Source organism: Kangiella sp. (genome assembly GCF_014762745.1).
GTDB lineage: Bacteria > Pseudomonadota > Gammaproteobacteria > Enterobacterales > Kangiellaceae > Kangiella.
On record NZ_JABURJ010000091.1, the window covers coordinates 47,258 to 73,069 of the forward strand.

Annotated in this window: 20 protein-coding genes, 1 tRNA gene, 1 other RNA gene and 1 riboswitch; of the genes, 7 read left to right on the forward strand and 15 right to left on the reverse strand. The window is 45.9% G+C overall.

The features are described 5' to 3' along the window. Positions 1-27: 27 nt before the first annotated feature. From HUJ19_RS06585 to dnaX, 8 genes are all read right to left on the reverse strand, one after another. Positions 28-492: a hypothetical protein gene (locus tag HUJ19_RS06585; RefSeq protein ID WP_290622919.1), complete on the reverse strand. Its 465-nt coding sequence runs from the start codon at positions 490-492 to the stop codon at positions 28-30. Between the two features lie 289 nt (positions 493-781). Beyond that, complete coding sequence (gene htpG, locus HUJ19_RS06590; RefSeq protein WP_290622920.1) at positions 782-2,686, reverse strand: molecular chaperone HtpG; 1,905 nt, start codon at positions 2,684-2,686, stop codon at positions 782-784. A gap of 93 nt (positions 2,687-2,779) precedes the next feature. After that, positions 2,780-3,139: a hypothetical protein gene (locus HUJ19_RS06595; RefSeq protein ID WP_290622921.1), complete on the reverse strand. Its 360-nt coding sequence runs from the start codon at positions 3,137-3,139 to the stop codon at positions 2,780-2,782. Between the two features lie 26 nt (positions 3,140-3,165). Beyond that, entirely contained in the window at positions 3,166-4,773 is a 1,608-nt protein-coding gene (locus tag HUJ19_RS06600; protein WP_290622922.1) for a S41 family peptidase, read from the reverse strand. A gap of 131 nt (positions 4,774-4,904) precedes the next feature. Then, positions 4,905-5,537 carry an O-methyltransferase gene (locus HUJ19_RS06605; RefSeq protein ID WP_290622923.1) on the reverse strand — a complete coding sequence of 211 codons (633 nt, stop codon included), beginning with the start codon at positions 5,535-5,537 and terminating at the stop codon, positions 4,905-4,907. Positions 5,538-5,568: 31 nt separating this feature from the next. Next, positions 5,569-6,168, reverse strand: a complete 600-nt coding sequence (gene recR / locus HUJ19_RS06610; RefSeq protein ID WP_290622924.1) for a recombination mediator RecR — start codon at positions 6,166-6,168, stop codon at positions 5,569-5,571. Positions 6,169-6,559: 391 nt separating this feature from the next. Then, on the reverse strand, positions 6,560-6,889 hold the full coding sequence (locus HUJ19_RS06615; protein ID WP_018625712.1) for a YbaB/EbfC family nucleoid-associated protein: 330 nt from the start codon (positions 6,887-6,889) through the stop codon (positions 6,560-6,562). A gap of 31 nt (positions 6,890-6,920) precedes the next feature. Then, positions 6,921-9,098, reverse strand: coding sequence for a DNA polymerase III subunit gamma/tau (gene dnaX, locus HUJ19_RS06620; protein ID WP_290622925.1), 2,178 nt, complete (start codon positions 9,096-9,098; stop codon positions 6,921-6,923). 289 nt (positions 9,099-9,387) lie between these two features. Here dnaX and HUJ19_RS06625 point away from each other — a divergent pair, with 289 nt between their 5' ends. After that, complete coding sequence (locus tag HUJ19_RS06625) at positions 9,388-9,888, forward strand: hypothetical protein (RefSeq protein WP_290622926.1); 501 nt, start codon at positions 9,388-9,390, stop codon at positions 9,886-9,888. A gap of 85 nt (positions 9,889-9,973) precedes the next feature. Here HUJ19_RS06625 and ffs read toward each other — a convergent pair. From ffs to HUJ19_RS06645, 4 genes are all read right to left on the reverse strand, one after another. After that, positions 9,974-10,070, reverse strand: an RNA gene (ffs, locus tag HUJ19_RS06630) — signal recognition particle sRNA small type. 49 nt (positions 10,071-10,119) lie between these two features. Further along, positions 10,120-10,671 carry a hypothetical protein gene (locus tag HUJ19_RS06635; protein ID WP_290622927.1) on the reverse strand — a complete coding sequence of 184 codons (552 nt, stop codon included), beginning with the start codon at positions 10,669-10,671 and terminating at the stop codon, positions 10,120-10,122. Positions 10,672-10,745: 74 nt separating this feature from the next. Continuing rightward, positions 10,746-12,362 (reverse strand): alkaline phosphatase, encoded by a 1,617-nt coding sequence (locus HUJ19_RS06640; RefSeq protein ID WP_290622928.1) that lies wholly within the window; start codon positions 12,360-12,362, stop codon positions 10,746-10,748. A gap of 40 nt (positions 12,363-12,402) precedes the next feature. Next, positions 12,403-13,974, reverse strand: coding sequence for an alkaline phosphatase (locus tag HUJ19_RS06645; RefSeq protein WP_290622929.1), 1,572 nt, complete (start codon positions 13,972-13,974; stop codon positions 12,403-12,405). 356 nt (positions 13,975-14,330) lie between these two features. Between HUJ19_RS06645 and rimK the strand changes: the two genes are divergently transcribed. From rimK to HUJ19_RS06660, 3 genes are all read left to right on the forward strand, one after another. Further along, complete coding sequence (rimK, locus tag HUJ19_RS06650) at positions 14,331-15,245, forward strand: 30S ribosomal protein S6--L-glutamate ligase (RefSeq protein ID WP_290622930.1); 915 nt, start codon at positions 14,331-14,333, stop codon at positions 15,243-15,245. A 15-nt stretch (positions 15,246-15,260) separates the two neighbouring features. Further along, the gene (locus tag HUJ19_RS06655; protein ID WP_290622931.1) at positions 15,261-15,689 is read left to right on the forward strand and encodes an ATP-dependent zinc protease; all 429 of its coding nucleotides are present in this window, start codon (positions 15,261-15,263) and stop codon (positions 15,687-15,689) included. 721 nt (positions 15,690-16,410) lie between these two features. Further along, a tRNA-Ser gene (locus tag HUJ19_RS06660) sits at positions 16,411-16,501 on the forward strand. A gap of 120 nt (positions 16,502-16,621) precedes the next feature. On the opposite strand, the gene HUJ19_RS06665 is transcribed toward HUJ19_RS06660, so the two are convergent. Genes HUJ19_RS06665 through HUJ19_RS06675 form a run of 3 tightly spaced genes read right to left on the reverse strand, consistent with a single transcriptional unit; the run spans position 16,622 to position 19,686 of the window. Continuing rightward, positions 16,622-17,149 carry a DUF6580 family putative transport protein gene (locus tag HUJ19_RS06665; protein ID WP_290622932.1) on the reverse strand — a complete coding sequence of 176 codons (528 nt, stop codon included), beginning with the start codon at positions 17,147-17,149 and terminating at the stop codon, positions 16,622-16,624. Positions 17,150-17,159: 10 nt separating this feature from the next. Next, the gene (locus HUJ19_RS06670; RefSeq protein WP_290622933.1) at positions 17,160-17,708 is read right to left on the reverse strand and encodes a cob(I)yrinic acid a,c-diamide adenosyltransferase; all 549 of its coding nucleotides are present in this window, start codon (positions 17,706-17,708) and stop codon (positions 17,160-17,162) included. Positions 17,709-17,721: 13 nt separating this feature from the next. Beyond that, positions 17,722-19,686 carry a TonB-dependent receptor gene (locus HUJ19_RS06675; protein WP_290622934.1) on the reverse strand — a complete coding sequence of 655 codons (1,965 nt, stop codon included), beginning with the start codon at positions 19,684-19,686 and terminating at the stop codon, positions 17,722-17,724. A 74-nt stretch (positions 19,687-19,760) separates the two neighbouring features. Further along, positions 19,761-19,984: riboswitch (cobalamin riboswitch) on the reverse strand. Positions 19,985-20,130: 146 nt separating this feature from the next. On the opposite strand from HUJ19_RS06675, the gene metH reads away from it, so the two are divergent. From metH to HUJ19_RS06690, 3 genes are all read left to right on the forward strand, one after another. Next, positions 20,131-23,814: a methionine synthase gene (gene metH, locus HUJ19_RS06680; RefSeq protein WP_290622935.1), complete on the forward strand. Its 3,684-nt coding sequence runs from the start codon at positions 20,131-20,133 to the stop codon at positions 23,812-23,814. A 121-nt stretch (positions 23,815-23,935) separates the two neighbouring features. Then, positions 23,936-24,301, forward strand: coding sequence for a hypothetical protein (locus HUJ19_RS06685; protein WP_290622936.1), 366 nt, complete (start codon positions 23,936-23,938; stop codon positions 24,299-24,301). A gap of 141 nt (positions 24,302-24,442) precedes the next feature. Next, positions 24,443-25,807: a TolC family protein gene (locus HUJ19_RS06690; RefSeq protein ID WP_290622937.1), complete on the forward strand. Its 1,365-nt coding sequence runs from the start codon at positions 24,443-24,445 to the stop codon at positions 25,805-25,807. Positions 25,808-25,812: the final 5 nt, after the last annotated feature.

Here is a 25,812-nt window from a genome sequence, read left to right on the forward strand (position 1 = left end):
CTGGGCTTATATTGTAATTATTAACTTTTATTCGACGCGACTATTAGTCGCGTTAAACATACCATCTTTGTTGTGTAGCCAGACCCAGGCGTGGAGTGTCCAGAGGCCGATTTCATGGTTGGCGTGCCAATGATCTTCATCGCCTGTGAATCCTTCTGGGGCTTCTGCTGAAAGTGGCAGTGGGATTGCATATTCAACCGCCACCAACCGAAGCTTTCCATCAGCTTCTGAGTTGGCATAAACCAGTAGTTCGGGCTTGTCGATCTCAAAGGTATCGTCGAGATAGGCAAAGTTCATGAAGTGATGCCCCATCATTGGCACATAGGCGCCAAGATCAACATAACCGTCGGCCATTGCCACATTGACGTCGTGATATTTTGCTGTAGCTTCACGGGCTAAGCTAAGTTCTTCTTCAATAACACCAGCATTAGCCTGACTGATAACGAATGATAAAGCAGTTACAGATAGGATAACTTTTAATAGATTACTCATGGTAATACTCCTTCATTTTCCGGCCCAAACACCATGTTCCTTGGCCGATTTCCAGTAACACTCTTCCCCTTGGATGGTTTCGAGTAACAGAAAATTCTATTAAAACGAAAATCAAGCCACCATATCAAGTCAATGCAAAAATGAATGATTTTACAATTTTCAGCAGCATTTTGGAGGCGTTTTGTAAGACAAACGGACAGGTGTCAAGAGAGCTGACAGGGATTTGTAGTGCGGGATCGTTTGAGAAATTGGGCGCACACATAGGTGCGCCCCTACCATATGAGAAATGTTAACTGGCTAATTTCAGTAACAGTTTATTAAGCTTTGTTGCGAAGCTGGCTGGGTCTTCAAGCTGGCCTGCTTCGGCTAGTTGAGCCTGGTCAAACAGTACATCAACCCATTCGTTGAACTGGTCTTTATCCTGTTCTTTTTCAACTAACTGAATCAAGGCGTGTTCAGGGTTCAATTCGAATACTGGCTTAACATCAGGTACTGGCTGGCCTGCTGCCTGCATCATCTTAACGATTTGCAATGGCATGTCACCCTCACCCGCTACGATGCATGCAGGGGTATTGGTCAGGCGCAATGTGATGCGAACATCGGCTACTTTATCGCCTAGCACTTCTTTGACACGCTTTACTAAATCTTCGTGTTCTTTTGAGGCCTGCTCCTGAGCTTTTTTGTCTTCGGCATCTTCAAGGTTTCCTAAATCAAGTGAACCCTGAGTCACAGAAACAAATTGCTTTCCTTTATATTCCTGCAGGTGCGATACCGTCCATTCGTCAATGCGGTCATGCATCAATAAAACTTCGATACCTTTCTTGCGGAAGATTTCCAGGTGTGGGCTGTTTTTCGCTGCAAGGAAACTGTCAGTAGCAATGTAATAGATCTTGTCCTGTTCGGGCTTCATACGCTCAATGTAATCATCCAGCGATACGGTTTGTTCTTTGCTGTCTGTGTGAGTTGAGCTGAAGCGGAACAGACTGGCAATTTTTTCTTTGTTAGCAAAATCTTCGCCCGGGCCTTCTTTCAAGACCTGACCAAATTCATTCCAGAATTGCTGATACTTTTCCTGGTCTTTCTTGGCCAGTTGCTCAAGCATTTTTAACACGCGGCTTACAGTCGCTGAGCGTAATGATTGGGTGACTGAACTGTCTTGCAGAATCTCACGTGAAACGTTAAGCGGCAAATCATTAGAATCAATTAGGCCACGCACGAAGCGCAGATAAACTGGCAGGAATTGTTCAGCGTCATCCATGATAAAGACACGTTGTACATAAAGCTTCACCCCACGCACGCGATCACGGTTCCACATATCGAACGGAGCTTTGGCAGGAATGTAGAGCAAGCTGGTGTATTCCTGCTTACCTTCAACCTGATTATGGCTCCAGGTCAGTGCATCCTGAAAATCATGCGCAACATGCTTGTAAAATTCCTGATATTCTTCGTCAGTGATTTCTGACTTAGGACGAGTCCACAAGGCAGTTGCTTTGTTGACGACTTCAAACTCTGGCTCACTTGGCTTATCTTTGTCATCGCCATGATGCACTTTGTGCATTTCTACTGGCAACGAAATGTGGTCAGAGTATTTGCCAATAATGGTACGTAGGCGATAATCTTCAAGGAACTCTTCTTCACCTGCTTTTAAGTGAAGAATAATGTCAGTGCCACGCGTATCTTTACTGGTTGGCTCAATGGTAAACTCACCATCACCGGCCGATTCCCAGATCACAGCCTGATCAGCATCCACACCTGCAGCGCGGGTGACCACGGTAACCTTATCAGCAACTATGAAGGCTGAGTAAAAGCCAACACCGAACTGACCAATCAGTTTTGAGTCTTTTTTCTTATCGCCGGTTAATTTACTTAGAAAATCAGCAGTACCTGACTTGGCGATAGTACCCAGGTGCGCAATAACCTCTTCTTCGGTCATGCCGATACCATTATCAGAAATGGTCAGGGTTTTAGCGTCTTTATCGGTGGTAATACGAATGCGAAGTTCAGGGTCATCTGCTAACAGGCTGGCATCATCAAGAGCCTTGAAGCGTAACTTGTCAGCCGCATCAGCAGCATTTGAGATAAGCTCACGCAGGAAGATTTCTTTGTTGGAATACAAAGAGTGCACCATCAGGTGCAGCAACTGTTTAACTTCAGTTTGGAAAGAATGTGTTTGTTTTTCAGCGGTTACTGACATAACAAATCCCCGTTATTGATTAGATTTAATGATGTTAAAACTTAATCAGAATGTGGGGATCTGGTGGTTTAATTTCAAGCCCGAAGGCTAAAATTATGGCAATTCAATGGCCTGACATTGCACGGTTTGCAAAGGATAGAGAGTGTCGTTTTGTGAATCAAATAGATAACACCCCTCTTCGTGCTTGATCAACTGAAATTGACGTGGCATCTCTTCGATACGCCCCATCACTGGAAGGCCATCCTTTTTGTGCTCTGCAATTTGAATAGAAAGGATATTGGATTCCGTCAGCACATCCTGGGCTAAGGTTACAGGACGCCCATTGAAAATAGTCGAAACCACTTCAGTGAGTTCCGCGGTGGTTTCAGCTGAAGGGTTGGTAATCACCGCTGGTTTAGCCTGAGCAGGGTCAATGGTCTTGCAGGCCGAAGCCAACAAGACCGTTGAAACCATTGCTAATAACAGCCTGTAACTCATACCTATTTTGGCTCTGTCAGGATCAAGTTCTGTTTCAAGAACATCCGATCACGCAGAATGGATGAGTTGAACAATGAGTTCTCATCATAAGTATTAGAAGGCTTGTAAGTTTCCTGATGCAACGGTTTAGTTGCTGCTGGGCAAGAACCTGTTTCACGATAGTTTAAAGCAGCGGCCAATCTGGCTTCCTGCTCATCACCCAGCAAGTGGTCAAAGTCATCTGCCACCACACAACCACGAACAACATCTTCACCATTGTCGGTTGAAGCAATGACGAAACCGTCAGCGTAATCACCAAACTCCTTATCATTCTCGCCCCGGAACTGAATCGTAAAATATGTGGTGCCGCAGTTATCAGTCGCGTAGAAACCATAAGGCTTACCGCAAGTATCATCGCCAATTAGAATCACTTCGACATCAATACCACGCAGACCATTAATAAATGCTTCACTGGCTGAACAAGTTCCGCCATCAGACAACACGAAGACTCGGTTAAGATTCAACTGTGGAAGCGGTTGGCCCTGCGAAACGGAAAAGCCCAATGACGTACTGTAGAAAGGTGTTGGCGACAAAGGATCCCCTGTCACTGGGTTGATAGTCGGATGCTTATCATTGAATACGGTCTGGCTATAAGTTCTGCTTGTGGTTGCAGCACTACCCGCCACCATGTAAGCCAGCTGGCTTGAAATGGCCAGGAAGCCGCCGCCATTATAACGGAGATCGACAATCAAATCAGTCACACCCTGGTTTTCAAAAGTAGTGAATGCATCGATCAATTCGGCTTCAGCATCGACAATACCAAAGGTATTAAAGGTCAAGTAGCCCACATCACCACTGGCAGTTGCAATAATTTTTTCATTCTGCACTGGGTCGGTAGTTACGATGGCTGAGGTCATTGTCACAGTGCGGGTTGCACCACCCGGTTCCTCAATCAAGAACTCATGGCTTTCGCCTGCACTGCTTGGGAATAAACCTGCATTCAAAGTATCGACGTCATTGCCATTAATCATGTCGACACCATCGACCTCTAAAATCTTAACGCCTCGCGTTAAGTTGGCATTTGTCGCTGGCGAATTAGGTTCCGTAAAGGCAACACGTACATCTCGTGGAGGTGAAGATGCCAGTAAAACCCATTCCGCACCATAACCCGCAGACGCACCGGAGGAAACTAACTCCTCATAAACATCTGTATCATAAGTGTAATGGAAGCGATCTTTAGGATTACCCGAAGGTGTCAAAGCAGTCGTTTTCAATACATCAAAATAATCCAGCGGATCATTAAAGTTGGCAGGATTTTGATCTTGAATTTCGTCGTACCAGAGATAGGTATTGTTGCTCCAGGAGCGAAGCCAGAAGTTTTCATGCAAGGTAGAGCCAGGTTTGTCTGGCCACGGATCCCCATCAATATCAGTACCCGTTCTCGGAACTTCACAATAATCTTTATAAAGTGACTCATCCTCAAACACACCCTGAGTCCAGCTTAATTGCTCATCTGTTGCAGGCTCAGGGTCTGAGTCTGAGTCCGAACTACAGCTTATTAAAACAAAGGAAAGAGAGGCTATGCCAAGGAGTTTTATACGATTTGGCCAGTTATTCTGTTGTGTACTCATGCGCACCTACCCGAACTAAAATAAGTAAAATTGACTGCGGATTAGTATTTCTTAGAGAAACCAAAAATACATTACCAGTTTTGTATCAGTCTGTGTAGTTTTTATACTAAAGCTATCTTAACTCATTGATTTCATAGCTTTCGTACTAAATTTACACCGTCGCGTATCGTTAGTACGACGTTTTCAACTCGTGGATCGGTGACAATTAATTGATTCAGGTTATGAATGGCAATGTCGGTTTCAGCTTCTGGCTCCAAAACCTTGCCAGACCAGAGGCAGTTATCAATGACCAGCAATCCATTAGATTTCAATTTAGGAATGATAGCCTGATAATACTGCACATAGTTTTCTTTATCTGCATCAAGAAAAACCAGGTCGAATGTTTCGTTCAGATTAGCAATTGTTTCCAGGGCGGGGCCGATTTGGATGGTGATTTTTGAGCCATGAGGGCTACGAGCGAAATAGTCTTTAGCAAGCTTGGCAACTTCTTCATCAATATCGCAGGTGGTTAGCTTGCCGTCATCGGGCAAGGCTTCGGCCATAGAAAGCGCAGAGTATCCGGTGAACATGCCAATTTCGAGAATGTTTTTCGCGCCGGTTAAAGCAACTAGCATTTTCAACAGGCGCCCTTCAATCTTGCCGGTCAGCATCTGCGCCATGGGCATGTTGGTTTCAGTGAACTCGGCAAGCTCTTTCAATAACTCAGGCTCACTGCTGGTATAGAGCCTGGTGTACTCTTCAATCTCCTTATCGATAAAGTTCATCTTTACTCCTGCAGGTGTTTGCGATTAAAGGTTAATTCCGATAAGGCTGACGTCCCGAAAGCGAGTGCATCAGGGTTCCGCCATCAATGTATTCAAGCTCACCACCGAGAGGAACACCTGAGGCAATTCGTGACAGGACAACCTGATTATTTTTTAACATTTCTGCAATAAAATGTGCAGTAGCTTCGCCTTCAACTGTCGAATTGGTCGCCAAAATAATTTCAGCTGGCTTTTCGTCATCAACCAGACGCTTCAATTGATCGAGCCCCAGATCTTCTGGGCCAATACCATCGAGTGGTGATAAGTGTCCCATCAATACAAAATATTTGCCCTTGAAACTGGCCGTTGATTCAATGGCATAAACATCAGCAGGACTTTCAACGATACACAGCAAACTATTGTCTCGAGACTGAGAGTTACAGATTCCGCACAAGTCATCTTCAGTGAAATCACGACAGCGAGAACAATGCTTAACGCCACGCATGGCAGCAACCAAAGCCTCAGCCAGTTGCTCACCACCTTCGCGGTTACGCTCAAGCAAAAAATACGCCATGCGCTGTGCGGATTTATTACCGACACCCGGTAAACAGGTGAAAGCTTCAATCAATTTTTTAATCAATGGTGATTGCATTTAAGCGCCTGTAAAAAGGTTTATGATGCATCAAATTTATGTTGGGATTCGCAAGCTCATCACCAACCTACAATGTGTATTACACGCTCAATGAACAACGAAACGGTGCGTCACGACGCAAGGTCTGCCTCCTTGGGTACCCTACGAATACTGCAATATTTTAATACCGAGAAAGTTGAACTTATACATCAATTTTTAACGCAGAATTTTTCTTTCTGAGCGAGGAAGCACTGCGCGCAAACCTCTACCCCAAAATAGCGAGAAAGTTGAAGATTTTTGCTCAAGTTCGAGACAAAACTGCGCGCAGAGACTGAGTGTATAAAAATACTCGATGGCTCGAGCACAGTTTTAACGAAGAAATTGAGCAAAAAGACCAACTTAATCGCTATTTTTAGAATGGGAGGTTCATCCCAGGAGGAAGGTTCATCCCCTTCGTCACCTCCGCCATACGCTCTTTAGTGGTTTCTTCAACCTTACGCACTGCGGCATTAACTGCTGCTGCTACCAAATCTTCAAGCAGATCTTTATCGTCGTCCATCAGACTTGGGTCAATTTCTACTCGTTTAACATCGTGACGGCCTGTCATGGTGACTTTGACCATGCCTGCTCCTGCTTCTGCGGTAACCTCAAGATTTGCAATTTCTTCTTGAGCTTTTTGCATTTTTTCCTGCATTTGTTGGGCTTGTTTCATCATGTTGCCCAATCCACCTTTACCGAACATAGTGACCTCGACTTTAATCAGTTAAATATTACTAGGCATCCAGATATTGAATGCTGTTTTTATCCAGTTGTGCACCAAACTTTTGCGCGATCTGTTGTGCAAAAGGATGCTGTGTAATCGTTTCGCATGCTTTGCGATGCTTGGCTTTGGCAGCTCTTTGCCAAATCATGGCCGGAGTGGCTACCTGCGCTTCACCAAACTGCCAGTCTACCTGTAGCTTTTTATCAAAATAGTCTGCCAGCGATTCTTCGATTGCCTGCTTTGCAGTATCGGTACACAGAATATCCTGCGCTGGCTCGACGGTGAGCTGTATTTTATCATCAGAAAGCCATTGGACTGTACTGCATTGTGCAATTTGCTGATAACTGCCTGTTAAATCCATATTTTTAACATGTTGCGCCCACTGCCTGGCTTCTTCGGTTGCCGGTGGGTCATTTTCCTCAAAATCATTCTCATCAAGCCCATTCTGTTCGAGATGAGTCCCTGAGTAAGTCTTGGCAGCTTCGACTGACTCAAGTTGTTGTTGAACATCTGATTCAGGTCTAGCGGACTCTGGCTGAAAGGGTTCCAGCTTGAACTCGTCGTCATTTTCTGGCTGAGCTTTTTGCTCTGTAGCCTGAGTTTGTTTGGGAGTATCCGCTTGAGTAGCTTGCTCAACTTTTGATTCATTGACCTGAGCGACTTCCGGCTCATCGGAAAAGCTAAGTCCTAATGCTGAGTGCAGACTGGCAAGTGCGGCTTGGTCATGTCCCGATGGACTATCGGCTGTTTGTTCTGGCGAAGATTTTGCTGATGGTTGCACGGCTTCTTCGCTAACTTGCGTTGAAACTACGGACTGATATTGCTCTGCTATTGAGTCTTCGTTTCTTTCGTCGTCGCTGAAAGAGGAATAATCATCGGGATTGAATGGCGGTTCTTCTGGGCCATCGGTAGTTGATTGCGCTTCTTCAGTTACCACTTTGTCAGCGACTTTTGACTCAGCCTCTTGCACTTGTCGTAGCTTTTGCTCTAGCTCAGCTTTTGGAGCAGGAGCTTGCTGCGAAACAGGCTCTGCAGGTTTCAGGCTAGCTTTTTTTTTTGCCTCTGAATCTAATGAGGTTTGGCTTGTGCTGTTTTGAATAACCTGGGAAGGTTCAAGTCGGAACGCCAGCATTCGTAACAGCGCCATTTCAAGTCCCTGCCTTGGTGACGGCGCCCATTCCAGATCGCGGCGAGCATGTAAGCCCATCTGGTAATAAAGCTGCAAATCATCACTGGCAATTCTGTTCGAAAAATCTTGAACATAAGGAGCAGCCTGGTCCAATAAAACACCAGTGCTTTGGAAAATGGCAATTTGGTGAATTCGCGATAACAGCTCTTTAAGGGCATCAGCAAAGTCCACCGGGTAATGGCTCATTTCCGCAACCGCCTTGATTGCCTCTGCCGAATCTTTGTTGGCCAGTGCTTCCAACAACTTGACCATAAACTGATGATCAATAGTACCGAGCATGGTACGAATATCTTCTTCCTGAACCTTGCCCTGACCAAAGGCAATAGCCTGATCAAGCAAGCTCAATGCATCGCGCATACTGCCTTCGGCCGAACGCGAAATCAGTTCCAGCGCAGGCGTTTCAAAATCAATCGATTCCTGTTGCAGAATGTAAGCTAGGTGCTTAGAAATAGTCTGCTCTTCCATGTGCTTTAAATGGAACTGCAAACAACGCGACAATACGGTCACTGGAAGTTTTTGCGGATCAGTAGTCGCTAATAAAAATATGACATGCTCTGGTGGTTCTTCTAATGTTTTTAACAGCGCATTGAATGAGCTGTTGGAGAGCATGTGCACCTCATCAATGAGGTAAACCTTATAACGGCCGCGCGTCGGCTTGTATTGAACATTCTCTAAAAGCTCGCGGGTGTCATCTACTTTGGTTCGTGATGCCGCATCCACTTCAATCAAATCAACAAAACGGCCCTCGTCAATTTCAACGCAACTGGCACATTCGCCACAGGGTTTTGAGGTTAAACCATTGGTTTCACAGTTAAGACATTTAGAGAGGATGCGCGCGATAGTAGTTTTACCAACCCCACGCGTGCCAGTGAATAAATAAGCATGATGCAAACGGCCACTTTCAATAGCATTAACCAGCGCACGACTGACGTGTTCCTGACCTTGTAATTCATCGAAATTCTTTGGACGCCATTTACGGGCGAGCACCTGATAGCTCATTTTTTAATCGATTTTATTTGAGTGATTGGTAAGTGGGCAAACAATAGCACAATTAGCCTTATCGAGAAAATAGAATAATCCTCACCTATCGTACGGTGACAATAATAAAAGATATCAACTCTATCAATATCAATAAGTTAATGGTCATTTTTACCAAAAGCTTCCCAGCTTGCCCTCTTTTGCCTGCTGTTTCGATCTACAAAATGGAAACCATCAACTATGGTGAATTCTTCATTAAGATTGAGCTGAAAAGCTCATTTAACCCACTAATCTATTTTTGAGGTACATCATGAAAAAATTAAACAAAATAGCAATCCTTTCTGGACTACTGGTAGCAGCAGGTATCAGTCACTCAGCAAATGCCAGCCAAGGCTGTGTAACCTGTGGCGGCTACTTTTATACCGCTGTTTCCTATACCAACAACTACGGTATTACTAATTATCAGTATATGTCTGTAGGTCCATTTGCTGACGAAGAGTCGTGCAACCAGGCAGTATATAACGATTACGGGAACAATGATGGCTGGCTTCCTTATGAAGGCAGCCCTAAGTGTGTTTGGCGATTTGAGTCAAATTATGAGGCTTATGAAGACATTATCGATGATTGGAACGGAAGCGCTGACAATCCGAGCAATCCTGGCGTGATTACTGATTTAGAGGCCGTTGCAAAAGTTGTTGAGCTTCGTAAGACGTATAATATTAAAGAATACGAAGAAAAACTTCATAATGTAATCAGCCCAATAACTGATCCAAATAATGACCCTGATGGGAATGCACCAGCTGAAAGATAAGTAATTTAAGATACAAAAACAAAAAAACCGCCTGATTGGCGGTTTTTCAATTTCTACAACTTAAAAAAGAACTAGAAATTAAAGACTCTGCTAGCCACACCTCGGCACACGAGACAGCTGCTACCGTTGCTCCCTTCCGGGCCTGGCGGGATTCACAACCTTTCGTTGCGAGGGGACCAGCAGAGCCGGGCGCATTATCCCTCAACTAAAAAAAATTATAAACCCTAAATCTTAAAAATTTGGCACAAAACCTTGATGGATAAGGCGGGCCAGTTCAGGAATGGCTTCATTGTCGCCAATATCGGCATAATCATAAGTTGCAAACTGCTGCCAGCTATCAAGAGTCTTTGCAACCTCAGCCCCCTCCTCAACAGCGCTCAGATGAAACTGCTTTGCATCCCCCGCTAGCTCCATCTTTTCCAGCAATCGTTGCTGCCCTACTAATTTTTTTAATTGATTCAACAAATTGGCCTGCTGCTGGCTTTCCATTCGCGAGAACTCAATGCGAAAACCATCTTTTGGATATACCTGAAAAAACGTAGGATTGCTCGAATTCCAGTTCTGCCAGAGGCCTATCACTTCCTGCGTCTCAAAACTAATGGCCAGGTATTGTGAGGATTTCCAGATGGTTATAATTTGTGGCGATTGACCATCGTTCTCCAAAACATAGCTAACTTTAGTTGCCTGTTGGCTGGATGGTGTGGCAGATAATTGACCAATCGGTGTCAGAAAAACCAATAATCCGACTATCATCGCAAAGGTATTTGCTACGATTTTGCTCATGAAGAACCTCTTGCAAGTCGTTTATATTCAATAAAAAAACTGCGCCCAGTAACCCGAGCGCAGCATTCACAATATTACTGAACGGCGTTGGCTTCAGCCTGATTGATTAAATCAGCAGCGAAATCTATCGCATGGAAGACCATGCTTTGCTCATTCACACCGCGCAACAACTGCGCACCCGGACCAATCGCATAGACACCCACATCTTCGCCAGCATGCGTCTCAGAGCCCAACGGCACTAACGTTTCCTGATGGAAACCTGATGCTTCAGTATCTTCGTCTACATGAATATGACGGCCTGCATTGTGTGGCTCGCTATAGCGTTGGTCTCCAACAGAGTCATCGCCGTAATTGGCATAGCCTAAGCCATTGGTATAACCAAGTGTGGTATAAGGCATATCGTCGCCTGCCAAGACCGGTTCTGACTCAGGGTTGCCCGCACTATCGTTAGTTTTTACCAGACCCAGAATTGGATTGCCGCGAGTCGGATATCCTGCCAGAGTCAAAACATGGCTGTGATCAGCAGTCACAACAATCAATGTTTCGCTTAAATCCACCGAATCCACTGCAACCTGCACTGCTTTGGCAAACTCTACTGTGTCCAGTAATGCACGGTGCGCATTACCGGCATGATGAGCGTGATCGACTCGACCCGACTCAACCGTCAAGAAAAAGCCCTTGTCGTTTTGCGACAGGATCTGCAGTGACTTCTCGGTCATTTCACTTAGCGAAGGCTCGCCTGCAACATCGTTTTCGCGATCAGCTTCATACTCCATGTGTGAAGCATTAAATAAGCCCAGTAATTTATTCGTAGCTGTAGCATCTACAGCATCGAACCCAGATTGGTCATAAACATATTGACCATTGCTGTACTTATTTTGCCACTCGGCAATCAGGTTTTGGCCGTCCTGACGCTTACCATTTTTGCCTTCTTCGTCGGTCAGTGTGTTAGGAATAAAGTGACGACGTCCACCACCAAGCACCACATCAATACCGTCACCATAATTAAAGTCGATAAGCTGTTGAGCAATGTCTTTACAGCCATTGGTTTTGGCTTCTTCGGACAAACCGTCATCACTTTCCCAATTGCGCTCAACAGATTTGGCGTAAGTGGCTGCTGGCGTGGCATGAGTAATACGAGCTGTTGAAATAACCCCTGTAGATTTGCCGGCAATTTCAGCCAGTTCAATGGCCGTGATCATTTCCTTACCTTGCCCTGATGCGCAATCGGCGCGCAAGGCATCTTCAGATAAACCAATGACACCAGCTTTGGTTTTAACACCACTTATCATGGCGGTCATGGTTCCTGCTGAATCAGGTGTCTGTTGATTGGTGTTGTAGGTTTTCAGTAAACCAGCCACCGGAAACTTATCAAAACTGAGCTGATATTCTTCGCCAGTTTGACCTTCCATCTGACCGGCAAGAATACGTGCTGCCGTGACAGTTGAAACGCCCATACCGTCACCCACAAACAGGATAACGTTTTTCGCTGAACCGCGAGTTAGGTTAACTTCCGTATCGTTGGCAACCGCAACTGTGTTTTGCCCAGCTTCAAACCAGGCATTAGTTTTAGTCCAGTCGACAGATGATTCTGGCGGTGGCGGCGGTGTCTCATCATCGTCATCACTTGGGCAAGCCGTTAGCAGAACTGTCGCCATCAGCACAGGTAATAATTTCAATGTATGTTTCATCTTAAATTCCTCAATTCGATTCTTAATGCTTTAGTAGCAATTACTGATACTTATTACCGCCAAGTTCGGCAGCCTGATTGATAAGGTGGAAAATAACATTCTGCTCAATGACGCCCTGTAGCCATTGCGCACCGGGGCCTTGAGCATGAATGGTGACGTCTTCACCAGCGTGTGTTTCAGAACCCAAAGGCACCAATGCTTCCTGATGGAATCCGCTTTGTGTGGTATCAACGGTGGTTAAATCCACACGGCCATTTAAGGCTGCGTCACCATAACGCTGGTCACCGCCGGCGCCCTGACCATAGTCGGCAAAGCCTAAACCATTGGTGTAACCTACTGTAGTATAAGGCATGCCATCTGCTGCCAGACTAGGCTCTGATTTTGGGGCCCCATTGGCATCAGTACTTTTGACCACGCCCAGAATCGGGTTACCACGTTGCGGGTAGCCAGCGATGGTAAATACGTGACTATGATCTGCAGTAACCAGGATTAACGTTTCATCAGGATTAGTGCTTTCAACAGCCGCTTGAACCGCTTTGGCGAACTCCTCAGTATCTTGCAAAGCACGATAAGCATTTCCAGCATGGTGTGCATGGTCAATTCGGCCTGACTCAACCATCAGGAAATAGCCATTGTCGTTTTTACTCAACAACTCAATGGCCTTACCTGTCATTTCACTCAGAGAAGGCTCACCGCCAATATCGTTTTGACGATCAGCTTCATATTCCATATGTGAAGAATTAAAAAGCCCTAAAACTTTGCTCGTATTTGCTACGTCCAATGCATCAAATTCCGTTAAGTTTTCAATGTAGGCAACTGCTTCATTTTGATAGCGCTCCTGCCACTCAGCGGTCAGGTCACGTCCGTCTTTACGCTTACCATTTTTACCTTCACTGTCCACCGAATCTTCCGGCAAGAAATGACGACGACCACCACCAAAAGCCACATCAACGCCATCACCAGCTTCGAGCTCAATCAATTGTGAAGCGATGTCTTTACAGCCTGCTTCTACAGCTTCTTCCGGCAAGCTATCGTCACTTTCCCAATTACGCTCTGGCACCTTGGCATAAGTTGCAGCAGGCGTTGCATGGGTAATACGTGCAGTAGAAACAACGCCTGTTGAAAGACCTTTTTCCTCCGCAAGTTCCAGCGCGGTAGTTAATTCATAACCCAATGAGCTTTCGCAATTGGCGCGCTCTGCATCTGGCGCAATATTTATGACGCCAGCCTTAGTTTTAACCCCAGTCATCATGGCCGTCATAGTGCCTGCCGAATCAGGCGTTTGTTGATTGGTGTTGTAAGTTTTAACTTGAGCGCTGTAGGGAAGCTTGTCAAAAGACAACTGATGTTCCTCACCAGTACCACCCAGTTTTTGCCCAGCAAAAATACGGCCAGCAGTGATAGTCGAAACGCCCAGGCCATCACCCACAAATAGAATCACGTTTTTAGCCTTGGTCTGCGGTGTTAAGGCTAGCTGCTTTTCAATGACAGTTTGCCCTTCATTGAACCAGCTACTGTTTTTTTGTGCATCTGGAACCACTGCTGCATGTAATGAACTGACAGCTAACGTACTCATAACTGCCAGGCCACACTTCTTAGTAAAGTTTTTCATCCTGTACCCCATCGTCTTGGTTAATGATGATCTCTAATAAATCATGGTTTGGTTAAGTAACGACTGAAAGAATCACCCTCCTTCGTCTTGCAGCAACTATAGAAAAGCAATGTGACGGATCGGTGACTCTTACTTGACAGAAAATCGACAAGAAGATGACAGCCGAGCAAAACATGAATCAATTGGCATAAATTACTCTTGCCACAATTTGAGGAACGTTTTATGAAAGCGATGGCAGATTGAAAGGAGCTATTTAGTTGTGTAGTCCTGGCGGGAATCTGTGGTATATTGGCGAGCAACTGGTCAGTCGACCATTCAAGTTATTGATAACTCTCAAAGCATTATCTGGAAGACACATGAAAATAGGTATTTTATCGCGTAACCCACGCCTCTATTCCACCAAAAGATTGGTTCAAGCGGCAGAGGAGCGCGGCCATGAAGCGCAAGTTGTGGATGTGCTTAAGTGCTTCATGAACATCACTTCTAACCGCCCTACGGTTCACAGTAAAGTTCAAGGCGAAGTTCGCCAACTGGAATTTGATGCCGTGATTCCGCGCATTGGCGCCTCAGTCACTGCTTACGGTACTGCCGTATTGCGTCAATTTGAGGTGGGTGGCGTTTACTCAGTCAATGAATCGATCGCCATTACGCGTTCGCGCGATAAGCTTCGTGCCCATCAATTACTAGCTCGTAAAGGCGTTGGCATGCCTATCACCAGTTATGCTCACTCGGTAGAAGCAACTGATGAATTGATTGAATCTGTTGGCGGTGCACCTTTAATCGTAAAAGTTATCGAAAGTACCCACGGCAATGGTGTGGTCTTAGCAGAAACCAATAAAGCCGCCGAAAGTTTGATCAACGCCTTCCGTAGCCTTAACGCTGACTTCCTGGTGCAAGAGTTCATAAAAGAAGCCGGTGGTTCGGATATTCGCTGTTTTGTGGTCGGCGACAAAGTGATTGCCGCCATGCAACGCAGTGCCAAAGAAGGAGAATTCCGTTCCAACCTCCACCGCGGCGGCAGTGCTCAGGTCATCAAACTCAAGCCAGAAGAGCGCGCACTAGCCGTTCGTGCGGCGAAGGTTATGGGACTGGATGTTGCTGGTGTAGACCTGATTCGTTCAGCGCATGGTCCTCTTGTCATTGAAGTGAACTCATCGCCTGGCCTGGAAGGCATTGAAAAAGCAACCGGTAAAGACGTTGCTGGCTCAATCATCCAGTTCATTGAAAAAGACTCTTTAAAAGGCCCGAACAAGCCAAAAGGGAAAGGTTAATTGGAGGAGAACGGCATGAGCAAGATGCGAGTTGGATGGAAAGAAAAAGCCAGGTTGACAGGACTTGGCATTTCAAGCATCAAAGTCAAAGTCGATACCGGAGCAAAAACCTCTAGCCTGCACGCCTTTGACATCAAAACCTTCGAGAAAGACGGCAACACCTATGTGTCATTCAAAACCTGTCCTCTACGCCGCCATCCCAAGCGAGTCTTCAACTGCGAAGCCGAAATGATCGACTACCGCAAAATCACCAGCTCCAATGGCCAAACCCAGTCACGTTACGTGATACGCACCCCGATCACCATTGGTGACCAAACTTGGGATATCGACATCACCCTCGCCAACCGCGACAAGATGCGCTACAAAATGCTGCTTGGCCGCGAAGCCATGGAAAACATACTGGTATCGCCAACAGAAGCCTATTTGCAGAGTCCTAAAGATTAGTTCTCTGACATAACTGTTTTGTTGAGTAGATTGGTGGTGCACTCGGGGCAGGCCAGCGAACCCCCAACAATTCGTAAAGTACGGGCAATTCATGATTTACCCCTACAGCCCCCATAAACAGTCTCACTAATATGGGCGACTTCTTTAGGGATTGCCTTTTTACGACAATTCATATATCTTACGCCGCCTAGATTGCTAGGCAGTCTAAGTAATTTACGGTGAAGTGCCCGAGTGCTGACTAGTTACGCAGTAACTTGAACAGCGGAGTGACACGACGCTGGCCCGAAGGGCGAGAAGCGACAGCTTCGAGTCACGAGCACGCATAAGTGCGACGGGGTAAGTAAGATACAATCATCACCCCATAAGAATTGACAAACAGGTTTACGGTGAAGTGTCCGAGCGCTGACTAGTTACGCAGTAACTTGAACAGCGGAGTGACACGACGCTGGCCCGAAGGGCGAGAAGCGACAGCTTCGAGTCACGAGCACGCATAAGTGCGACGGGGTAAGTAAGATACAATCATCACCCCATAAGAATTGACAAACAGGTTTACGGTGAAGTGTCCGAGCGCTGACTAGTTACGCAGTAACTTGAACAGCGGAGTGACACGACGCTGGCCCGAAGGGCGAGAAGCGACAGCTTCGAGTCACGAGCACGCATAAGTGCGACGGGGTAAGTAAGATACAATCATCACCCCATAAGAATTGACAAACAGGTTTACGGTGAAGTGTCCGAGTGGCTGAAGGAGCACGCCTGGAAAGTGTGTATACGTTAACAGCGTATCGAGGGTTCGAATCCCTCCTTCACCGCCATACATAAAGCGCCCGCATTAGCGGGCGTTTTTGTATGTGGCACAAAGAAATGTAGGTTGATGACTCGCTTCTCTGGGCCTGCCCCTTGGGTGCACCACCAACCTACCTAAAGTCCAAAATTTAAGCTATCTGGGCTTCCCTCTTCCTCAGCCAATGTTTCTGAATCTGCCAATAAGTTAGGAATAAGACACCACTAAATAATAAATCACCCATCATGCTGCGTTGTAGGAATGGCAAGGCCATGGTGTAGCACTCGATAAGTCCTGCCCAGCTTTTGCTGTAGTAGCCTGAAACCAGCCAGACGCCGAAGTTGCTGATTAGGAAGAAGACGAGCGAGCTACCGATAGTTGCGCCTATGACTTTGAGACTGCTGACTCGATTGTGTAAGTAAAAACCAATGACAACGGCAAAAGCCATAGCTGCATAGACGAAAATGATGGTGTTGTGGAGGCCTAGAAACAGATCAGCCAAAAACATTGCAATCAACGGTACGGCAAAGGCCAGCCATTTTTTTTCGAAGTAAGTTCCGGCAAATAAGGCCAGCGCCATCACAGGAGTAATGTTATGCGGGTGTGGGAAGATGCGATATAGCGAAACTGCGATAATCAGCGCAATCAAGGTATAGGTTTTTGGGTTTAGCTTTTCCATTGTGTTTCCTTCATCGTTGCCATTGGGCTTCTGTGTCGTTGTTGGTGCGCGCAATCATGCGGCTGATAATAAACAGTAAATCTGACAATCTATTGAGATAGACGATGCTCAACTCTGTTACGGTTTTATTCTCGGCCAGTGCTACTAAACGGCGCTCGGCGCGGCGTGCTACGCAGCGTGCGAAGTGGGCATGGGCAGAGGCTATGCATGCTCCGGGGATTACAAACTCCTTCAGGGGTGGCAGCTTTTGATTCCAGGTTTTGACCCAGGCTTCAAGCTGCACCACATCCGATTGTTTGAGCATCTCCTGCGGTGGGCTGGCTAACTCACCACCCAGGCTAAACAGTTGATTTTGAATATTTCTGATCGCACTGACGATGGCTTCATGTTGTGGCTTTTTGATTGATGCCACTAACAGACCTAACGCTGCATTCAGCTCATCTACTGTGCCAATTGCCTCAATACGCGGATGACTTTTTTTGAGATGCTGCTGATTAGCAAGGCGTGTCATTCCTTTGTCGCCCTGCCCGGTTGTGATTCGAGTTAATCGATTGCTCATATTCAAAATTTCCTTAAAACACCAGATCAAAAGTCAGCACAAAATCACGCCCTTTTGCTGGGTAATAACCATTAAATTGTGCGTAATCAATATACGCTTTATCCAGTAAATTATCGACTCTCAGTCCCAGTCGGGCATTGTCGAATCGCCAATAAAGAGCGATGTTTAATAACGTATAGCTGTCGAGCTGGGCAAAGGAATTGGTACTATCACCGTCCTGATAGCGTTCTCCTTGATAATAGGCTTCAAGGTACCAGCTCAGATCAGAAGTAAGTTGCCAGTCATACCAGCCGGTTAAGGTGTTTTTTGCCACACTGGGAACTGTGGTATCGCTAGTATCGAGCTTTGCATTCACCCAATGATAAGAGATACCTAACTCATCCTCATCAATAATCAGACGATAATCCAGCAGCAAACCGAGACGAGTTGACTCACCACCATTGACATTGGCTCCCGGAAAAAAGGCGCCAGCTGGCGGTGTCGCCGAAGGGTCAAAAAAGATCTCATCTTCCAGCTTCAACTGATAGACAGAAGCCTGTAATAAGCTTGAGTCGAACTGACTGGTGATGCCTGCTTCAATGGAGCGACCTTTTTGTGGCTCAAGACCCAACACAGATTCTGAGGTATAAGCCTGCTCATCAACTTTAGCAAAACGATAGTTGTTGCTGTAGCGAATAAAACCATCCAGCGAGTCACTAAGCTTATGACTCAATCCTAGATCATAAGCCGTTGCAGAATTCTTTAAAGCAACGCCACTAGGGTATAAAGCGGCGTCAATCAAATCATCTTCCACCTCTGCCACGCGACCAGCTATCTCGAGTCTGGTCTGCTTCGAGAGTGGCCAATATAACTGGCTATAAAGACTTTCCATCGTTTGTTCATTCTTACGAGCAAGCAGTGAAAATTCATACTCTGCTTCATCGTAATCAATTCCGGTAATCCACTTGACCTCGCCCTGCTCTGTATTCCAGCGGCCCTGAACTCGCGGGTAGATACTGCTCTGGCTACGCTCTGTCTGATTAACATTGCTGGTAGCAAAATCCACAAAACTGTTCACGCTATCAATGTCGGCTTCCTGATGATTGAGGTCCAGCGCAAACCGCCAATGTTCGCTCAGTTCTGTCTGACCAAAAATACGACTGAAATATTCATCGGTACTGACATAATCATTGATAAATTCAGGACGTGACTGACGCGGATTTTGCAGGTCGCTTTCAAGCAGCGCTCCGGGCGTCTGCTGGGTTTCATTACGTGTGCGATAAGAAAAGCGCCATTGCTGCTTACCGTCCTGATAATGCAACTCAGCACCCAACTGATTATTTTTCAGCTCATTATGGTCGCGATAATTATCAGTGTTTTTTTTATGACCAGACAGTACAGCTGACCAGCTATTATCAATCTGGAACCCAAGATTGACTGCTGCCTGTCGGTGCTGAAAACTCCCTTGCGAATAACGAATAGTGCTGGACTTGGCTGTTCCTGACTTGGTAATGATATTGATCACTCCAGCCACGGCTTGATCTCCATAAAGACTGCTGGCCGCACCCTGAATCACTTCGATGCGTTCGATATTAATAATGTTAATGGTGTCGATATCGGGAGAGGCAAGATCGGTTTTATTCAGGCGCTGTCCGTCAACCAGAACCAGGACGTTGCTACCTGACTGCTCAGCAGATATGCCGCGCATTGAAACACTGGTTTTACCGTTGGTATAGGAAACCTGCAAGCCCGGCACTCGGCGCAAAACCTGACTGAGATCGGTTGCAGCAATGCGCTCGATTTCCTCTTGAGTAATAAGGGTGACATGGCTAGGAAGCTCAACTGTGTCGCTTTCAAAACGACTGGTTGTAATCACTATCTTGTTAAGATCAGAAGCTTGCTCTTCTTCAACTTTTTGTTCTTCAGCCTTTAGTGAGGGCTGGGATATAGCTCCCAGAATTAGAAGGGATACTAAACTCGATTTAAATGGGTGTCTCATTGTAGTCTCGTAAATTACGAGCGGGCATTAAAATCACAAGGCGCATCTACTATCTTTTGCAGAGCCCACCGATCTGCGCGATACACTGTTCAGGCCGGTCTCCGGGCTTATGATCCTTGGGGTCTATTGACCCTGACTACTTACCTTCCCAAGTTTTTCTCCATTTGCAAAGTCAACTCAGTGGTCTATCAAGTAGCGCTATCAATTACCGTTGCGGGGGCAGCATCAGATTTAAACTGATTTCCCGATTATCTTCTCAGTCAATTGACCTTTGAAGACCTGATCAGGGGATGAACCTCAACTCGCTTTACCATCATAACTTCCGATATTAAGGGTTCACGATTGGCAAAAGCGATGCTATTATAGCAAAATCTATTTGGACGTCTATACGTCTTTTTTATTGCTAGAAGTTATATACTGTTGCAAAGCAAGGTCGAGAGTTGAATGAGTAAGAAACAACAATTAGAAGAAGTCTTAAAACACCGTATTTTATTGCTTGATGGCGCAATGGGCACCATGATTCAGCAGTATCAGTTAAGCGAAGAGGATTATCGCGGCGAACGCTTTGCTGATTGGTCCTGCGATCTTAAAGGTAATAACGACCTGCTCAGCTTGACCCAACCGCAGATTATTTCGGATATTCACAAGGCCTACCTTGAAGCCGGTTCTGACATCATAGAAACCAATACCTTCAATGCGACTCGTGTGGCAATGGCTGACTATGGCATGCAGGAGTTGTCGGCAGAAATTAATCGGGAATCAGCACGATTAGCCAGGGCTATTGCGGATCAATATTCCACGCCCGATAAGCCGCGCTTTGTGGCTGGCGTCATTGGGCCGACCAACAGAACTTGCAGTATCTCACCGGACGTTAATGATCCCGGCTTTCGCAATATCTACTTTGAAGAACTGGCCGAAGCCTACTACGAATCAACGCAGGCCTTGATTCAAGGTGGCGCAGATATCATTCTGATCGAAACGGTATTCGATACTCTCAACGCTAAAGCCGCCATTTTTGCAGTAAAAAAATACTTTGATGATCACCAGATTGATTATCCCATTATGCTATCAGGTACCATTACTGATGCATCCGGCAGAACCTTAACCGGCCAAACTACCGAAGCTTTCTACAATTCTATTCGCCATGCCAATCCTGTCAGTGTCGGCTTGAACTGTGCTTTAGGTCCGAAAGATTTGCGCTCCTACATTGAAGAGTTATCCCGCATAAGTGAGTTTGCGGTTTCAGCTCATCCTAATGCTGGCCTGCCTAATGAATTTGGTGGTTACGATGAAACGCCTGATGACATGGCCAACGAAATGTCAGAATGGATTGAGAAAGGCTTCATTAACATCATTGGTGGCTGTTGTGGTACCACTCCGGATCACATCGCTCGATTTAATAAAATGATTGCAGGTGCCAAACCAAGAGCAGAATTCAACCGAGATCCTAAATGTCGACTATCCGGTTTAGAAGCTTTAAACCTCGACGATTCAAGTCTGTTCGTTAATGTTGGCGAGCGGACCAATGTTACAGGCTCAGCCAAGTTTCTGCGCCTGATAAAAGAAGATGATTTTGAAACCGCTATTGAGGTGGCCTTAGAGCAAGTCGAGAATGGTGCCCAGGTTATCGACATCAATATGGATGAAGGCATGTTGGATTCTAAAGCGGCCATGCAGCGTTTTCTGAATCTGATCGCTTCTGAGCCTGACATCAGCCGCGTGCCGGTCATGCTTGATTCATCCAAGTGGGAAATCATAGAGGCTGGCCTACAGTGCATCCAGGGCAAGGGCATTGTTAATTCAATTTCATTAAAAGAAGGCGAAGCACAGTTTCTTGAACAAGCGCAACTGGTTCAACGTTACGGTGCAGCGGTTATTATCATGGCTTTTGATGAAGATGGCCAGGCCGATACGTTGGAGCGCAAAACATCAATCTGTCAACGTGCCTATAACTTGCTTATCGAAAAACTTAACTTCGATCCGCAAGACATTATTTTCGACCCCAATATTTTCGCCATTGCTACCGGCATTGAAGAACACAATAATTATGCGGTGGACTTTATCGAAGCCACGCGCTGGATAAAGCAAAATTTACCCGGCGCGCGCGTTTCAGGCGGTGTGTCCAATGTTTCTTTTTCCTTCCGTGGTAATAATACCGTTCGCGAAGCCATTCACGCAGTTTTCCTTTACCATGCGATCAACGCAGGCATGGACATGGGCATCGTCAATGCTGGTCAACTTGAAGTCTATAGCGCCATTCCGGAAGACCTTAAAGAAGCGGTTGAAGACGTAGTGCTTAATCGCTCAGCCGAGGCGACTGAAAAATTACTCGATCTGGCAGAGCAATATCGCGGCTCAGGTCAGGAAGTTAAAGAAAAAGAAACTCAAGAGTGGCGACAATGGCCGGTTAATAAACGTCTGGAACATTCACTAGTCAAAGGTATTACTGAATTTATTGACGATGACGTTGAAGAAGCTCGCCAACAGGCCGAACGTCCTTTGCATGTTATTGAAGGGCCATTAATGGATGGCATGAATGTGGTCGGTGATTTATTCGGCTCAGGTCAAATGTTCCTGCCGCAAGTGGTTAAGTCTGCGCGAGTGATGAAAAAAGCGGTAGCCTACCTGTTCCCCTACATGGAGGAAGAAAAGAAACGACTCAAGCTTGCTGATAAACCAAAGGGCAAAATTGTGCTCGCGACCGTTAAGGGCGATGTGCATGACATTGGCAAAAATATCGTCGGTGTTGTGCTGCAATGTAATGGCTACGAAGTCTTTGACTTGGGAGTCATGGTGCCCTGCGATAAAATTCTGGATACTGCCATTGAGCAAAACTGCGATATTGTCGGTCTATCCGGTTTGATCACCCCTTCGCTGGAAGAAATGGTCCATGTGGCCAAAGAAATGCAACGTCGTGGGCTCAATTTACCTTTACTGATTGGTGGCGCTACCACCTCGAAAATTCATACCGCCGTTAAAATCGAACCTCATTATGAGCATCCTGCTATGTACGTAATGGATGCTTCGCGCGTAGTCGGTGTGGTGAATAAGTTATTGGGCGAACACAAAGATGAGTTTGTCAGCGAAATCAAAGACGAGTACCACAAGCTCAGAACAGAGCGTGAAAAGCGGCAAAAGAAATCAAGCCTGGTAAGCCTTGAGAAGGCCAGACAATTTGCAGCAAACATTGATTGGTCTCAGACAAAAATTACCAAGCCTTCTTTTCTCGGCACCAAAGTGTTTAGTGACTATCCTTTGGAAGATCTGCTGCCACGCATTGATTGGACGCCATTTTTCCGTTCCTGGCAATTAGCTGGCAAGTTTCCCAATATCCTTGACGATGAAATTGTCGGAGAAACGGCACGTAAGCTTTATGCAGATGCACAAGCCATGTTAAAAACTATTGTCGAAGAAAAGTGGTTAACCGCCCGCGCCGTTATCGGCTTTTACCCTGCAAACGCTCAAGGTGATGATATTGAAATCTATGCCGATGACTCGCGGCAGGAACTAGTCCATACACTGCACCATCTTCGCCAGCAAAAACAAACCCGAGAAGGCAAGTTCAATTACTGCCTGTCCGATTTTATTGCCCCGAAAGAAACTGGGTTTAAAGATTACATTGGCGGATTTGCAGTAACCTCCGGTATTGGTATTGATGAACATGTCAAAGCCTTCGAAGCAAAACACGATGACTATAATGCCATATTGCTCAAAGCCCTGGCGGATCGATTGGCGGAAGCTTTCGCAGAGAGAATGCATGAGCTAGTGCGCAAGGACTATTGGGGCTATGCTCCTGATGAAAACCTTAATAATTCAGAGCTGATTTCTGAGCAATATCAGGGCATCCGCCCCGCTCCCGGCTACCCGGCCTGCCCTGACCATACTGAAAAAGGAACTCTATGGGCCATGCTCAAACCCGATAGCGAAATTGAACTTAATATCACCGAGCACTTTGCGATGTACCCTACTGCAGCGGTTTCCGGCTGGTATTTTGCACATCCTGAGTCTCGCTATTTTGGAGTTGGCAAAATCGAAAAGGATCAAGTCAATGACTATGCTCATCGTAAAGGCTGGGATTTGGAAACCGCAGAAAAGTGGTTGGCGCCTAGCTTGAACTATGATGGCTAAGCCATTGTTCTATACTGTCCTGAGTTATATAAGAATCAACACAAACTTTGAACTTTAGCTAAAATAAGCTATCCTATTGAGGTTCATGACTATTAACAGGTAATTCTTAACAGGTAAGTCCGTGCAGCACAAATTCATACATGCATTAACCATCATATTGGCATTACTGGCATTTATCGGCCAGTCGAATGCTATGGTTGATATGTCTTGTATGGACTCGCATGAGCAGCCTGCCCATCAAATGGATCACTCTAAGATGAACCATGCTGATATGGCTCATTCAATGGAACAAGCCATGAATCAGTCAATGGATTGTTGTGATGAAGGCGGCAGTTGTGATATGACTACCTGTTCAACACTTGCCTTTATCGTTGAACCAGACTTCAATTCACCGTCAGCACAATATAGTCAATCTATTGATTTATATTCTGATCAGACAATAGTCACAATTCCCAGTTCCCTATATCGTCCCCCCATTATGAACTAACACAGCCTCGATCCGTCTTGAGTTTGCGTTTATCCAATACTCAGGAGTCAAGACTGAGTTAGTGTTGCCTATCCAGCACTCTACTCATTAGCAAAAGTTTAAATCAACATTGTTGATTCATCGCTCTGCTGGAGGAGTGATATGTTTTATCTATCAAGAAAATTATTTATTCAGTCGTTGTTATCGAAAACGGTTTTGGCGGCTATAGTTGCTATCTCTCCGTTATACCAGGCGTCAGCGAAAGAGACACAGCTCTATGGCCAGAATCAAACATTAACTCTTGAACGAGCGATTCAAGTTGCCCAGGAACAGGATCCCTGGTTACAGAGCAATCGATACCGGCAACAGGTTGTGACGGCACAAAGCAAAGCAGCTTCCACCCTGCCCGACCCGATGGTGTCCGTTTCGGTAGCTAATTTACCGGTTGATAGCTTTGATTTTTCGCAGGAGGCAATGACTCAACTCAAACTGGGAGTCAGTCAATCATTGCCGCGTGGCGACACGCTTGCCCTGTCAGAAAAACGTCTGCAACAGCTAAGCGAAGAGTTTCCATTACAACGTCAGGATCGAAAAGCCAAAGTTAGGGCAGCAATCAGCCAATTGTGGCTGGATATTTTCCTGACCCAACGAACCATTAAGCTGATTGAGCAGGATCGGCCTCTATTTGAGCAACTTGTTGAAACCACATCCCTTAACTACTCCAGCGCAGTCGGCCAGACTCGACAGCAGGATGTTATTCGTGCTCAGCTTGAATTAACACGTCTTGATGACAGGCTCAGCCAACTCCGTCAGCAACTGGTGACTTATAAAGCTCAATTAGGCGAGTGGCTAACCTACGACCATCAAAGCGGACGAGAGTTAAGTTCGATTCAATTACCGGATTCATTGCCAAGCTTGGATCTGAGTGAAACAATCGATAACCATACCATCGATAACACCGAACAGCTGGTGCAGCACATTTCCCGACACCCGCAGTTATTAGCTTTCGAACAAAAAGTAAAAGCCAGTAATACGCGCATTGAATTGGCTGAACAAAGTTATAAACCGCAATGGAGTCTTAACGCCAGCTATGGATACCGTGACCAGGATCCTATGGGCAATAGCCGTTCGGACTTTTTCTCCGTTGGTGTTAGTTTTGATATGCCATTATTCACCGAACAGCGCCAGGATCAGGAGGTAACAGCCACCATCAAGGAACGTGAAGCGGTTAAAGCCGACAAGTGGCTGTTATTACGCAGCATGCTAGCCCAGGTTCGAAACTACCATGGTCAACTTTCTGAACTGGACAAAAGGCGCCAGCTTTACCGCAGCAGGCTGTTACGGGAAATGCAGCAACAGTCAGAAGCCACCCTCAATGCATACACTAATGACCGGGGTGACTTTACTGATGTAATGCGCGCAAGAATTGCAGAACTAAACAGCAAAATAGAAGCGCTGACTCTAGACATTAACTATCTTAAAACAGTGGCTCAACTCAATTACTTACTCACTCAGGCTGAGCAATAAATTCA